This window comes from Streptomyces apricus (assembly GCF_008369065.1).
GTDB classification, from domain to species: Bacteria; Actinomycetota; Actinomycetes; order Streptomycetales; family Streptomycetaceae; genus Streptomyces; species Streptomyces apricus.
The window spans coordinates 1-13,534 of sequence record NZ_VDFC01000029.1; the positions used below are offsets into that span (position 1 = coordinate 1).

Sequence of the window (13,534 nt, forward strand, 5' to 3'; positions counted from 1 at the left end):
GGTGGGGTGGCCGGTGAAGAGCGAGAAGGCCTTCACGTCGAACCGGAAGCCGTCCGGGGTCCGCTCGGCCCACAGCGCGCTGTTGCGCTCGCTGGGCAGGCCGTAGTACGTCGAGTCGACCTCCACGACGGGGAAGCGCTCGGCGTAGTACCGCAGCCTGCCCTCGGCGTCCCGCCGGCCCGACGGGTACCAGCCGCTGGACACCAGCTTCGGATCCGTCCACGAACAGGTGCCGACCCGTATCTCTCCCATGCCCCACCAGTTGCCCGCAGACGCGGCCCGACACCTGCGAACCGCGTCGCGCTTCGCGGGTGCCGGGCCGTGGTCAGCGCTGCTCGGTGAGCACGGGGGGTGCGGGCGGGGCCTCCTCGTGCAGGCCGAACCGCTCGTGGGCCCGGCGCAGCCGCGCGGGGGCCCACCAGGCGCGCCGGCCCAGCAGCGCCATGGTCGCCGGGACCAGCAGCATCCGTACCAGCGTCGCGTCGATCAGCACGGCCAGCGTCAGCCCGAGACCGATCTGCAGGATGGGCGCGAAGCCGCCCGTCATGAAGGCGCCGAACACCACCGCGAGCAGCAGGGCCGCACAGCTCACCACCCGCCCGGACCGGCGCAGGCCGGTGACCACGGCGTCCTGCGCGTCGCCCGTGCGCAGCCAGGTCTCGCGCATCCGGGCCAGGATGAACAGCTCGTAGTCCATCGCCAGCCCGAAGGCGATCGCGATGATCAGCGGGGGAGCCGTCAGGCTGAGGGCGCCCAGCTCCTGGGAGCCCAGTGCCGAGGCCAGGTGGCCGTCCTGGAAGACCCACACCACCACGCCGAGCGCCGCGCCCAGGCTGAGCAGGGTGGTGAGGACGGTGCGCAGCGGGATCAGGACCGAGCCGGTGAAGGCGAAAAGGAGGACGAAGATGCCGGTCAGGACGGTGAGGGCGGCCCAGGGCGCCCGGTCGGCGAGCATCGCCCGGAAGTCGACGAGACGGGCCGCGACGCCGGTGACCTGTACGGGCGCGTCGCCGCGCGCCTCCCGTACCCGCTGGACCAGGTCGGTCGCCGCCCTCCCGTCCGCGCTGCCGTCCGGCCGCATGCTCAGCACGGTGGTGCCGCCCGGCAGCTCCCGGGACTCCGCGTCCGGCGAGAGCGCGCGGATCCGGTCGGCCGTCGCCCGGTCGGTGCCCGGCTTCAGGACCACGGTCACCTCGGAGACCCCGGTGCCCGGCGGGAAGTGCGCCGCGACCGTGTCGTCCAGCTGGCGTGCCTCCGTGCTCGCCGGCAGTTGCTGGGCGTCCCCGATGTTGATCCTCATGCCGGTGACGGGCAGCGCCAGCACCAGCAGGGCGGCCACGGAGGCGACCGTCACCAGGACCGGGCGGCCCGTGGCGAACAGGGCGAGACGGGCGAAGACCCGGCCCTCCTCGCCGGCCGGCTTGTCGCGCGCGGGGGCGATCCTGCCGCCGAAGCGGGCCAGCAGCGCGGGCAGCAGGGTGATCGCGGCGAGCATGTCGACGACCACCACGGCGGCCACGGCGAGGCCCATGCTCCGCAGGAACGTGCTGGGGAACACTAGCAGGCCGGTGAGGCTGATCGCCACCGTCAGCCCCGAGAACAGGACCGTGCGCCCGGCGCGGTCCACCGTGCGGTGCACCGCCTCGACTACGTCGCCTGCGGTACGGCGCTCCTCGCGGAAGCGGACCACCATCAGCAGGGCGTAGTCCACGGCGAGTCCGAGGCCGAGCATCGTGGTCACCTGGATCGCGTACACGGAGATGTCGGTGAACCGGCTGAAGCCGAACAGCGCCAGGAACGCGCCCGCGACCCCGCTGACCGCCACCAGCAGCGGCAGCCCGGCGGCGCGCAGGCCGCCGAAGACGAGGAGCAGCAGGACGAGGACGACGGGCAGCGAGATCACCTCGGCGCGCGCCACGTCCTCCTGGGCCCGTTCGCCGAGCTGCTGCCCGAGCAGCGGGCCGCCGCTGACGTGGACCTCGGGTGCCTCGATCCCGTGGACCCGGTCGCCGATCGCGTCCAGGACCCGGTCCTCGGCGTCGTCCTCCAGGCCGCCCTTCAGGGTCACCGGGACCACCAGGGCCTGCCCGTCCTCGGCGAGCAGGCCCTGGGTGGTGTACGGGTCCGGCACGGCGGCGACGTCCGCGAGGTCGCGCAGGTCGGTGACGGCCGCCTCCACCTGGGCGCGCAGGGCGGCGGCGGTGACGGGAGTGCCGGCGATCACGGCGGTGACGGACTCGCCGGCCGGGTCGACGTCGTCGAGGTACTCGGCGGCGCGGTCGGACTCCGTGCCGGGGACGTCCGGCACGGAGTCGCTGAGACGGCCGAAGACGCCCGTGCCGAGGCCGAAGCCGAGCAGCAGGAAGAGCAGCCAGAGGCCGATGACGGTCAGGGGCCGGCGGGTGGACGCGCTGGCGAGCCTGTGGAGCACGGGGTGCCTCCCGGCGGGGTTGGCGAATCCTTGGTTGCTCCAGGTTTGCGCCGGGCGGGCGCGCGCGGATCGCCGTGGGGGGTGGTTTGTCCGCTCCCCCGAGCGGGGGAGGCGCTTGCGCGGCTCCGCCGCGTGGGGGAGTGGGCGGTGGCCCTGCCGGGCTTGGGCGGGAGTGCGTCCGCGGGTCGGTGGGGGCCGGTCGCGCAGTTCCCCGCGCCCCTGAAAAACGGGGCTGCGCCCCGGTCTTTCGCTTTTAGGGGCGCGGGGAACTGCGCGGGCAACCCCCGCCGGCCCGCAGGTGGCCGGAAGCCTTCGGTCCGTTGGGCCCGCCTTGTTTCGGGACTCCTGGGCGGGTGCGCCAGCAGTTGAACACCCCGGCGCAAGGGATCCGTTTCGGCCACCCGTGGTGACCAGGGCATCGCCGCAGAGCGTTCTCGGGACGATCAAGGGTGTTCAAGGGTGAACCATCATCAACATAGTAAACCGCTCATGCGGTTTGCTACCGTCCCGGACCACCTTCCTGCAGGACAACCGAGACAACGGGGGACATCTGCCGTGAGCACTTCCTTGAACAGACCCTCGCCGGCACCGCCGGCGAGCACCGCCTCCGGTACCGAGGGTTCCGCCGGACCGCTCCCGGAGCGGTCCGGGCGGAGCTTCGAGCCGGCCGTGGACGGCCTGCGCGCGATCGCGACGCTGATGGTGGTGACCGCGCACCTCGCCCAGTGGACCGGGGCGCTGATCGACAAGAGCGGCAGGCCCGGACCGCTGGCCCCGGTGCTGTCCGGCTTCGTGGTGGCGATACCGATCTTCCTGATCATCAGCGGTTACCTGCTCTACCGCCCCTGGGCCGACGCCGCGCTCGGCGGCGGCCGTCCGCCCAGGACGCTGCCCTACTACTGGCACCGGGTGCTGCGCATCTTCCCGGCGTACTGGCTCTTCATGGTCACGGCGCTGCTGGTGTTCGACCGGGAGCGCCTCGACGACGGCTGGCGCATCCTGCGGCTGCTGACCGTGCAGCACGTGCAGCACTGGGCCGACCTGCGCTCCGACCCGGGCGCGACCAACTGGGCGCAGACCTGGAGCCTCGCCACCGAGGTGCACTACTACATCGCGCTGCCCGTGGTGGCGTACGTGCTGCACCGGCTGCTGCGCGCGGCGAAGGGCATCGCCCCCGCGGTCGCGCTGCTCGGCGGTGTCGTCGTCGCCGACTTCACCTGGCTGGTCGCGACCAGCCCCTCCAGTCCGCTGGCCCCGCCCTCGCTGTGGTGGCTCCGCGGCTACCTGGGCTTCCTCGCGACCGGCATGCTGCTGGCGGTGCTCGCCACCAGGTCCCGCACCGGACGGCGGCCCGCGATCGTGGACCTCGTCGGCCGCCACCCGTGGTGGTGCTGGGGAGCGGCGCTGGTGGCGTTCGCCGTGTCGAACACCCCTGCGGTGGGCAGCATCGCCTCCGCCGTGCTGACGAAGGAGGAGGCGGCCCTGAAGTACGCCTGCCAGCTGGTGGTCGCGGCCGGACTGGCCGCACCGGTGGTGCTGGCCCGGGGCGGCGGGCCCGAGCGGCTGCTCGCCCGGCCGGTGCCCGTGTGGCTGGGCCGCAACTCCTGTGGCACCTTCCTGTGGCACCTGGTCGTCATGCAGGTGACGGTCTGGTACCTGTTCGACAGCGACTGGGCGCAGCTCGGCACCGGTGCCTTCTTCGCACTGCTGCCGTTCGTGATGGGGCTGTCGGTGCTGGCGGGCTGGCTGTCCTACACGTTCGTCGAGGCGCCGCTGCTGCGCCGCTTCCGCATCAGGTCGCACCGGCCGGCCCCCGAGCCGGAGGCGGAACCGGAGCGTGCGGTGAAGGTGCCCGTCTGACCTGGCCGGAAAGTGCCCGGGCGGCGGGTCGTGGACGGGGGCGCACCGTTCACGACCCGCCCGTCCGGGCTGCGGCCGGTGTTCCGGTGAACCGGCGGGGTCACGGCGTGCCCGGGGTCACCAAGCCCGACTCGTACGCGCAGATGACCGCCTGGACGCGGTCCCGCAGGCCCAGTTTGCCGAGCACGTTGCTGACGTGGGTCTTCACCGTGTGCTCGCTCACGAACAGCGCCGTCGCGATCTCCGCGTTCGACAGCCCGCGCGCGAGCAGCCGCAGCGTCTCCCCCTCGCGGGCGGTCAGGACGTCCAGCCGCGCCGAGGAGGGCGCGGGCTCCGCCGCCTCGGCCCGCCTGCGCCGGATGACGTCCGCGACCAGGCGCCGCGTCACCGACGGCGCGAGCAGCGAGTCCCCGGCCGCGACCACCCGCACCGCGTGCACCAGGTCGTCCCGGCGCACGTCCTTCAGCAGGAACCCGCTGGCCCCCGCGTACAGCGCCTCGTACACGTACTCGTCGAGGTCGAACGTCGTCAGCATGACCACCCGGCACCCAGACTGCCCGCACACCAGCCGCGCGGCCTCCAGGCCGTCCATCCGCGGCATGCGGATGTCGAGCAGCAGCACGTCCGGCGCGTGCCGCTGCACGGCGGCCACCGCCTCGACGCCGTCCCCGGCCTCCCCGACGATCTCGATGTCCGGCTGCGCCTCCAGGATCATGCTGAACCCGCTGCGGACCAGCTCCTGGTCGTCGGCGACCACCACCCGGATGCTCACCCCGGCGCCGCCTGCCGGCCGGCGGCCACGGGCAGGCGGACGACGACCTGGAAACCGCCGTCGCGGGCCGGCCCCGTACGGGCGGTGCCGCCGCACGCCGCCGCGCGTTCCCGGATGCCGATCAGCCCGTGTCCGCCCCCGCCGGCGCCGGGGGCACCGGAACCTCGTCCGTCGTCCGTCACCGTGAGCGTCAACTCGTCCTCCGTCCAGTCGAGTTCGACCCGCGCACGGGAAGCGTACGCGTGCTTCACGGTGTTGGTCAGGGCCTCCTGGACCACGCGGTACGCGGCGACCTCGGTGTCCCGGTGCAGCGGGTGCGGCTGCCCGGTGGACCGCAGTTCGACGTGCAGGCCGGTCGAGTCGCCGACCCGGCGCACCAGAGCGGCGAGGGCCGCGACACCCGGCTGCGGCAACCGGCCCGCGCCGCCCTGCGACGGCTCGTCCTTGAGCACACCGAGGATCCGCCGCAACTGCGTCATCGCGTCCCGCCCGGCGCTCGCGACGGCGTCGAACACCGCCTCGGCACGCTCGGGATCGCTGCGTACGACCKCCGGCCCCGCCTCGGCCTGCACCACCATCAGGCTCACCGCGTGGGCCAGGACGTCGTGCATGTCCCGGGCGATCCCGGCCCGCTCCTGCGCGACCGCCCGCGCGGTGTCGGCGGCCCGCTCGCGCTCCAGTCTGCGGGCCCGGTCCTCCAGCGCCGCCGTGTACGCCCGCTGGAGGCGGGACAGCACCCCGAACCCGTACGCGCTGACGCAGCTGAGCAGCTGGAAGGCGTACTCGAAGGGCTCGGCGTCCTCCCGGTGCGTGATGGTCGTCGCCACCCCGACCAGCCATCCCACCAGCATGAACCGCCGTTGCCAGGGCCGGCCGACCGCGGCCATGGTGTAGAGCACGACCAGGCCGGCGTACATGACGTCGGGCGGCGGCGCGTGGTAGAGCGCCATGGCGGGGGTGGCCAGGGAGACCCCGCAGGCCGCCAGGAACGGCGCCCGGCGCCGCCACACCAGCGGCAGCGCCGTGGCGGCGCCCAGCAGGAACCCTTGCCAGGTGAGGCGGTCGTCGCCCTCGTCGGGGAAGACCCACTGCAAGGACGCCGCGAAGAGCACCAGCACGGCGAGCGCGCAGTCGACGGCGTACGGGTTCGCCGTGCGCAGGCGCGCGACGGCCGGGGCGATCCAGGGCTGGGCGGACATCGGCGGCTCCTCGGGGCAAGGGCCGTCCCAGTATCCGGGCGGCGCCGGCGCCGCGTCCTCACCGGCGGGAGGGATATCGGCCGTCACCACTAGGACTGCTGGGCCACCACCACGACCGCCGGGCCGCGTCACGACCGCCGGGCCGCGTCACCGCCCGGACGGCTCCGGGTGCCAGCCCAGGGCCCGGGAGATCCCGCGCGCGGCGATCCGTACCGCGGGGACCAACGCCGCGGTCTGCGCTCCCCGTTCGGGCACCACGACCGAGACCGCCGCGCCCACCGCGCCGTCCGCCCCGCGCACCGGGGCGGCCACCGACAACGCGTCGTCGGTTATCTGACGCACGCTCACCGCCACGCCTGTACGCCGGACTTCGGCGAGCACGCGGCGCAGTGCCGCCGGGTCCGCGACGGTGTGCGCGGTGAACACGGCGAGCGGGCCCGCGCAGTACTCCTCCTGGAACGCCGGCTCGCAGTGGGCGAGCATCGCGAGCCCCACACCGGTCGCGTGCAGCGGCCAGCGCGCACCCACCTGGATCTTCACGCCGACGGCCGAACGCCCGGAGATCCACTCGGTGTAGACGACCTCGGAGCCGTCGCGCACGGCCAGCTGCACGTTCTCGTGGGTGGCCTCGTAGAGGTCCTCCAGGTACGGCAGCGCGACCTGCCGCAGCGCCAGCCCGCGCGGGGAGAGCGCCGCGACCTCCCAGAGCCGCAGGCCCACGTGGTAGGTCCCGGCCTGGTCGCGCTCCAGGGCGCCCCACGCGGTGAGCGCGCCCACCAGCCGGTGCGCGGTGGTCAGCGAGAGCCCGGCCCGGCGGCTGATGTCCGTGAGGGAGAGCGCCGGATGGTCGTGGTCGAAGGCGGCGAGCACGGCCAGCAGCCGCTGCGGCGCGGACGACGGGCTCACGGCCGGACCCGGTCCCGGGTCCGGCGGGAACGCTGGCGGGTGATGGCGGACTCCCCGGTTCCGGCCCCGCAGGGGCATGGCGCGGCCTACGGGACCAGCATGGCGCACCGGCCGGACGGCAACAACCACCGCGCCACCGGCGGAAGACGCCGCCCACCGCCGGCGCCGCCCACCGGCGGACGGCACCGCCCACCGATGGCKCCCGCCGTCGGCGCCCCCGCTCACAGCACGCGCAGCGTCCACTCCCACCGGTGGGTCCCTGTCGGGACGAGGTACCGCGCCGAGGTGTCCGGTCCGCACGAGGCCGTGCCGAGCCCCCGGTGCGCCGCGTCGAGGTGGACCACGCAGCCGGGCCGCGGCACCAGCTCGTCGTGGTGCGCGGCGGCCGCCAGGTCCCCGGCCTGGTACCGGTTGACCGAGACCTGTCCCGGTTCCCCCAGCTCCACGGTCAGGCCCGTCGCGTCCGGCGCCGACAGCGTGAACCGGCGCACCCCGTGCCGGCCGCCGCTCTCCTGCGGTCGCAGGTACGGCGTGAACAGCTCGTCCACCGGGAGCGAGTGGTGCCCCACGGGCGCGCCCGCGCTGCGGTCCGGGTACGACTCCCAGGGGCCCTGCCCGTACCAGTCCAGGACGTCGAGGCCGGGCGCCGTCTCGAAGACGGTGCCGACCCTCGCCACGTCGTCGAGCCCCGCCGGCAGCTCGGCCGACTCCTCGATCCGCAGGCCGCCGCCGACGGGCGTGAACACCTGCTCGTGGCGGACGGGCCCGGCCCCGGTCGCGTACTCGCTGCGTACGACCACCCGCGGCCCCTCCTCGCGCACCTCCACGACCTTGCGCACGAGCGCGTCCAGGCCCCAGTCGTGCCAGCGGGCCGCCATGCCGCCCAGCTCGTCGTTGTCCGTGGGCGCCCGCCACAGCGCGAGCACGGGCGCGGACGTCAGCAGCGGGTGGACCAGCAGCGCGTCCTCGTCCAGCGTGACGGCCGGGCCCGGCACGGGCTCCGGGGGCGTCCCGGCGGCCGGTGCGGCCAGGCGGACCTGCGGCACGCACAGCACCGTGCCCGCCGGCGCCCACGCCTCGTCGCCCGCGGTCGTCACCCGCAGGCTCAGCCAGACCTCGCCGGCCGCGGGTTCGGGCGGCGGGAACGGCGCCGGCACCTCGGCCGAGCCACCCGGCGGCACCGCGGGCAGCTCGGCCGGCGCCCGGTGGGTCGTCCCGTCGGCGTGCACGAGGCGCCACTCGGCGGCCAGCCACTCCAGGCCGCGGAAGTGCTGCCGGTTGTGGATCCGCAGCACGCCCCCGTCGTACGTCAGGCGGACGGGGCCGGCGATCTCCCGGTGCTCGTACATCACGGGCTTGGGGGTCCGGTCGGGGAACACCACGCCGTCGGCGATGAACGCCCCGTCGTGGACCGTCTCGCCGAAGTCGCCGCCGTAGGCCCAGCGGTGGCCGGGCGCGGTGACGCCCTTGTCGTAGAGGCCCGCGCCGGCGCGGCCGGCCGGCCGCCTGTCGTCCACCCGCTGGAGGATGCCGTGGTCCCAGAACTCCCAGATGAAGCCGCCCTGGAGGCCCGGGGTGGCCTCGATGGCGGCCCAGGTGTCGGCGAGCGTGCCGTTGCTGTTGCCCATGGCGTGCGAGTACTCGCACTGGATGAGCGGCTTGGTCTGCCGGCCCGACAGGGCGTGTGCCACGCACTCCTCGATCGGCGCGTACATCGGGCAGGCGATGTCGGAGGCGAGCGCCGGGTCCGACCAGTCGATCTTGGCGGCACCCTCGTACTGGATCGGCCGGGTCGGGTCGTGGCGCCGCACCCAGCCCGCCGCCGCGTCGTGGTTGGTGCCGTAGTCGGACTCGTTGCCCAGCGACCAGATGATGACCGACGGGTGGTTCTTGTCCCGCAGCACCATGCGCGAGACCCGGTCCACGAAGGCCGCCAGGTAGCGGGGGTCGTCGGCGATCTCGTGGGCGTGGTCGTGCGACTCGATGTCCGCCTCGTCCACGACGTAGAGGCCGAGCTCGTCGGCGAGGTCGTACAGCGTGGGGTCGTTGGGGTAGTGCGAGGTGCGCACCGCGTTGAAGCCGAACCGCTTGAGGAGGACCAGGTCGGCGCGCATGTCCTCGGCCGTGACCGTGCGCCCGGTCAGCGGGTGGAAGTCGTGCCGGTTGACGCCGCGGACGTAGATCCGCTCGCCGTTGACCAGCAGGTCCCGGCCGACGATCTCGACGTCCCGGAAGCCGGTGCGGMGGTGCGAGGTGTCCGCGACCGAGCCGTCGGCCCGGTGCAGCCGCACGGCCAGGTCGTACAGCTCGGGCGTCTCGGCGGTCCACGGGCGCACGTCCGGCACGACGGTCCGCAGCCGCGCCTCGCCGAAGAAGTCGGACACCCGCATGTCCTCGGCGTTGAGGCGGTCGAACTCGGTGTCCTGGGTGAGGAGCCGGCCGTCGAGGTCGGCGGTGACGTACCAGCCCTCGGGGAGCGGGCCCGCGGCGTCGCGCACCGTGCAGTCGACCCGCAGCGCGCCGTCCCGCCGCGCGCGCACGGTCACGTCCGCCAGGTGCAGCGGATCGGTGGCGTACAGCAGCACCGACCGGGTGAGGCCCGCGTGCCACCACTGGTCCTGGTCCTCGATGTGCGAGGCGTCGGACCACTTGACGACCGTGAGCCGTACGGTCGCCGGGTTTCCGGGGCGTACGACGCCGGACAGGTCGAACTCGGCCGCCAGGTGGGAGTCCTTGGAGACGCCGACCGGTGTCCCGTCCACATGGACGAGCAGGACGCTCTCGGCCGCGCCGACCTGCAGGACGATCCGGCGGCCCGCCCACTCGGCGGGGACGTCCACGGACCGCTCGTACACGCCGGTCGGGTTCGCGGCGGGCACGTGCGGCGGGACGTCGTCGAACGGCATCCGCACGTTGGTGTACTGCGGCAGGTCGTCGGCGCCCTGCACGGTCCACGCGCCCGGCACGTCCGCGAGGGTCCACTCGCCCGACGCGCCGGTGGGCGAGGGCAGCAGCTGGAAGTGCCAGGAGCCGTCCAGGGACAGGGCACCGGAGCGCCGGTCCACCGCGTTCATCGGCAGCCGCCGCCAGGAGGTGATCTCCGGCGACTCCCAGGGGCGCAGGGCGAGCAGGGGGTCGCGGCGCATCAGCGGATCGCTCCCTTGCCGAGGTCGGCGATGATCTGCCGGGCGCCGATCGCGAAGACGATCAGCAGCGGGACGAGGGCGAGGACCGCGCCCGTCATGACCATTCCGTAGTCCGTGGTGCCGTGGACGCCGTTGAGCTGGGACAGGGCGACCTGGAGGGTCACGTTGTCCGGGTTGGTGAGGGCGATCAGCGGCCAGGCGTAGTCGTTCCACTGGCCCATGAACGTGAAGATGCCGAGGAAGGCGAGCCCGGGTCGGACCACGGGCAGCGCCACGTGCCAGTACTGGCGCAGAAACCCCGCCCCGTCGATCTTCGAGGCGTCCAGCAGCTCGTCGTGGATCGCACCCTTCATGTACTGCCGCATCCAGAAGATGCCGAAGGCGTTCGCGGCGGCCGGTACGATCAGCGAGGTCATCGAGCCGATCCAGCCCAGCTTCGCCATGATCACGAACTGCGGGATGGCGGCGAGCTGCGCCGGCACCATGAAGATCGCCATCATCATGGCGAACAGCGTCCGGCGGCCCGGGAAGCGGAACTTGGCGAAGACGAACGCGGCCAGCGAGTCGAAGAACAGGACCAGGAACGTCACGGAGACGGCGACGAGCAGCGAGTTGAGCATCGACCCGAAGAAGTCGATGCTGTCGAAGAGCTTGCTCAGGTTGTCGCCGAAGTGCGAGCCGGGCAGCAGCTTGGGCGGGTAGGAGAAGATCTCGGTCGACGTGTGCGTCGACATGATCACGGCCCAGTAGAACGGGAACGCGGAGAGCAGCACCCCGAACAGCAGGGAGACGTGCAGAGCGATGCCCCGGCGCCGGTCGCCCCGGATGCGTGTGCCCTTGGCGGGCCCGGCGGGCGGGGGTTCGGCGAGGACGGCCTCGGCCTGGGTGGTGGTTGCCATGGTGACGGGCCTCCCTAGTCCTCGCCCCGGCGCTGCACCAGGCGCCAGTTGACGATCGAGAAGATGACGACGACGAGGAAGATGCCCCAGGCCACGGCGGCGCCGTAACCGAAGTCGTTGTTGTCGAAGGTCTGCTGGAAGAAGTAGAGGACCATCGTGCGGCCGGCGTGGTCGGGGCCGCCGGAGAACGTCGACTCGTTGGCCGTGGACTGCAGCAGCACCTGCGGTTCGGAGAAGCTCTGCAGCCCGGTGACGGTCGAGACGACCAGCACGAACAGCAGCACCGGGCGCATCAGCGGCAGCGTGATCCGGAAGAAGGTCTGCACGGGCCCGGCGCCGTCCATCCGCGCCGCCTCGTACAGCTCGCCGGGGATCGTCTGGAGCCCGGCCAGGAAGATGATCGCGTTGTAGCCGGTCCACTGCCAGGTCATCAGGGTGGCGATGGCGACCTTGATGCCCCACGGGGTGTTCAGCCAGGCCACCTGGTCGAGCCCGACCGCCTGCAACAGGGCGTTCACCAGGCCGAAGTTGGTGGAGAAGACCGAGCCGAAGATGATCGCGACGGCGACGACCGAGGTGACGTTGGGCAGGAAGTACGCGAAGCGGTAGACGTTCTTGAAGCGGACCGCCGAGTTGAGCATCACGGCCGTGACCATCGCGAGGAAGATCATGGGGAAGGTGGCCAGCGCCCAGATGATCAGCGTGGTGCCGATCGAACTCCAGAAGTCGGTGTCGGTCAGCAGGTAGCGGTACTGGGAGAGTCCCGCGTACTCCATCGGGCCCAGGCCGTCCCAGCGGTGGAACGACAGGTAGAGCGAGAAGCCGACCGGGACCAGGCCGAAGGCGAGGAAGAGGAGGTAGAAGGGGGAGATCGCGGCGTACAGCCGCCAATAACTCAGGATGCCCTTCTTCGGGTGGGCGGGGGGCGGCCCGGCGGGTCGACCAGGGGAGCGGTGGCCATCAGCGGCTCACCCCCAGGTGGTCCGCGATGCGCCGGCACTTGCTCATGGCGTCCTTCCAGGCCGTGTCCGGGTCCTTGCCGAGGACGCCGACGTTCTTGATCTCGTCCCTGACCGGCTGCCCGAGCGCCACGTCGTACGGGCTGTTGAAGGCGACCGGGATCTTCTCCGCGGCCGGCCCGTACACGTCCATGGTGATCTGGCCGCCGAAGAACGGATCGGGCTCGCGCAGCTTCGGCATGTCGTACGAGGCGGGGGTGGACGGGAAGAGCCCGGCGTCGATGAAGCCCTGGGCCTGGTTGTCCGCGCCGAGCAGCCAGGTGATGATCTCAAAGGCCTGCTCGGGCTCGCGGCACGCCTTGGTGATCGCCAGGAACGAGCCGCCGACGTTCGAGGGGCCGCCGGGACAGTTGGCGACCCGCCAGCGGCCCTTGGTCCTCGGGTACTGGAGCTTGAGGTCGCCCGCGTTCCACGAGGCGTTGAGCTGGCTGGGCAGCTTGCCGCTCTCGGTGGCCGAGATCGAGTCGGGCGTGCCCGTCACGATGCTCGACGCCAGGCCGCGCCGCTTGGCCTCCACGGCCCGGTCCCAGCAGACCCGCACGTGCTCCTGGTCGCCGATGAAGTGCTTGTCCCGGTTCACGAACCGCTCGGTGCCCTGGCCGATCGACATCTCGAAGACGCTGGTGATGTCGGTCAGGATGAACGCCCCGCGCACCCGCTTCCTCAGCTGCTCGCCCGCCGCGAAGAACTGGTCCCAGGTGCCCATCTCCCTGGAGACGTCCTCCGGTTCGTGCGCCAGCCCGGCCTTCTCGTAGACGGCCGGCTGGTAGAACTGCACGACGGGGCCCACGTCGATGGGGAAGCCGACGAGGCTGCCGTCCGGGGCGACCCCCTGCTGCCACTTCCAGTCCAGGTACTGGTCCTCGAGCTTCTCCGCGCCGAGCGTGCGCAGGTCCACGAACTGGCCGGCGTTGGGCAGGTAGGACGCCATGTCCTCGCCCTTGAGCCCTGCGATGTCGGGGACGTGGGCCTGCCCGGTCATCGTGGTGATGAGCTTGGAGCGGTAGTAGCCGCCGATCTGGATCGCGTTCAGGTCGACCGCGTCGTCGTAGCGCGCCTTGGCCTTCTCGACGACGGTGTCGCTCAGGCCGCCGCTCCAGTACCAGAGCYCCATGTTCCGGCCCGTCGAGCCGGTCGGTACGGCGCAGCCGGACGCCAGGCCGCCGAGCGCGGTCGCGGCCGTACCGGCCAGACCCGCGCGGAGCAGGCCCCTTCGTGAGAGCCGCACAGCTCCCACCGCCTTTCGCATGTGTTCGGTCTTCGCATCGAGGGAGAGCAGGGGGGATCAGGGGAGGTCGGGGG

Annotated in this window: 10 protein-coding genes; 1 reads left to right on the plus strand and 9 read right to left on the minus strand. The window is 72.9% G+C overall.

Annotated features, from left to right (window positions below; genetic code table 11):
- The coding region (locus FGF04_RS10180; RefSeq protein WP_149510954.1) for a DUF72 domain-containing protein at positions 1–252 on the minus strand (252 nt) is incomplete at its 3' end.
- 73 nt (positions 253–325) lie between these two features.
- Entirely contained in the window at positions 326–2,431 is a 2,106-nt protein-coding gene (locus FGF04_RS10185; RefSeq protein WP_149510955.1) for an MMPL family transporter, read from the minus strand.
- A 555-nt stretch (positions 2,432–2,986) separates the two neighbouring features.
- On the opposite strand from FGF04_RS10185, the gene FGF04_RS10190 reads away from it, so the two are divergent.
- Positions 2,987–4,291: an acyltransferase family protein gene (locus FGF04_RS10190; protein WP_188114027.1), complete on the plus strand. Its 1,305-nt coding sequence runs from the start codon at positions 2,987–2,989 to the stop codon at positions 4,289–4,291.
- A gap of 100 nt (positions 4,292–4,391) precedes the next feature.
- On the opposite strand, the gene FGF04_RS10195 is transcribed toward FGF04_RS10190, so the two are convergent.
- The 7 genes from FGF04_RS10195 to FGF04_RS10225 all read right to left on the minus strand — a co-directional run bounded on the left by FGF04_RS10195 (position 4,392) and on the right by FGF04_RS10225 (position 13,460).
- Positions 4,392–5,063, minus strand: coding sequence for a response regulator (locus tag FGF04_RS10195; RefSeq protein ID WP_149510957.1), 672 nt, complete (start codon positions 5,061–5,063; stop codon positions 4,392–4,394).
- Entirely contained in the window at positions 5,060–6,262 is a 1,203-nt protein-coding gene (locus tag FGF04_RS10200; protein WP_149510958.1) for a sensor histidine kinase, read from the minus strand. Before FGF04_RS10200 ends, FGF04_RS10195 begins: the two co-directional genes overlap by 4 nt.
- 147 nt (positions 6,263–6,409) lie before the next feature.
- Positions 6,410–7,168, minus strand: a complete 759-nt coding sequence (locus tag FGF04_RS10205; protein WP_235882273.1) for an IclR family transcriptional regulator — start codon at positions 7,166–7,168, stop codon at positions 6,410–6,412.
- 221 nt (positions 7,169–7,389) lie between these two features.
- A complete protein-coding gene (locus tag FGF04_RS10210) occupies positions 7,390–10,314 on the minus strand; it encodes a glycoside hydrolase family 2 TIM barrel-domain containing protein (protein ID WP_149510960.1) in 2,925 nt (974 codons plus the stop codon).
- The gene (locus FGF04_RS10215; protein WP_149510961.1) at positions 10,314–11,213 is read right to left on the minus strand and encodes a carbohydrate ABC transporter permease; all 900 of its coding nucleotides are present in this window, start codon (positions 11,211–11,213) and stop codon (positions 10,314–10,316) included. The genes FGF04_RS10210 and FGF04_RS10215 overlap by 1 nt, the downstream gene beginning before the upstream one ends.
- A 14-nt stretch (positions 11,214–11,227) precedes the next feature.
- Entirely contained in the window at positions 11,228–11,989 is a 762-nt protein-coding gene (locus FGF04_RS10220) for a carbohydrate ABC transporter permease (protein WP_408055602.1), read from the minus strand.
- A 184-nt stretch (positions 11,990–12,173) separates the two neighbouring features.
- Positions 12,174–13,460, minus strand: coding sequence for an extracellular solute-binding protein (locus tag FGF04_RS10225; protein WP_149510962.1), 1,287 nt, complete (start codon positions 13,458–13,460; stop codon positions 12,174–12,176).
- Positions 13,461–13,534 lie beyond the last annotated feature (74 nt).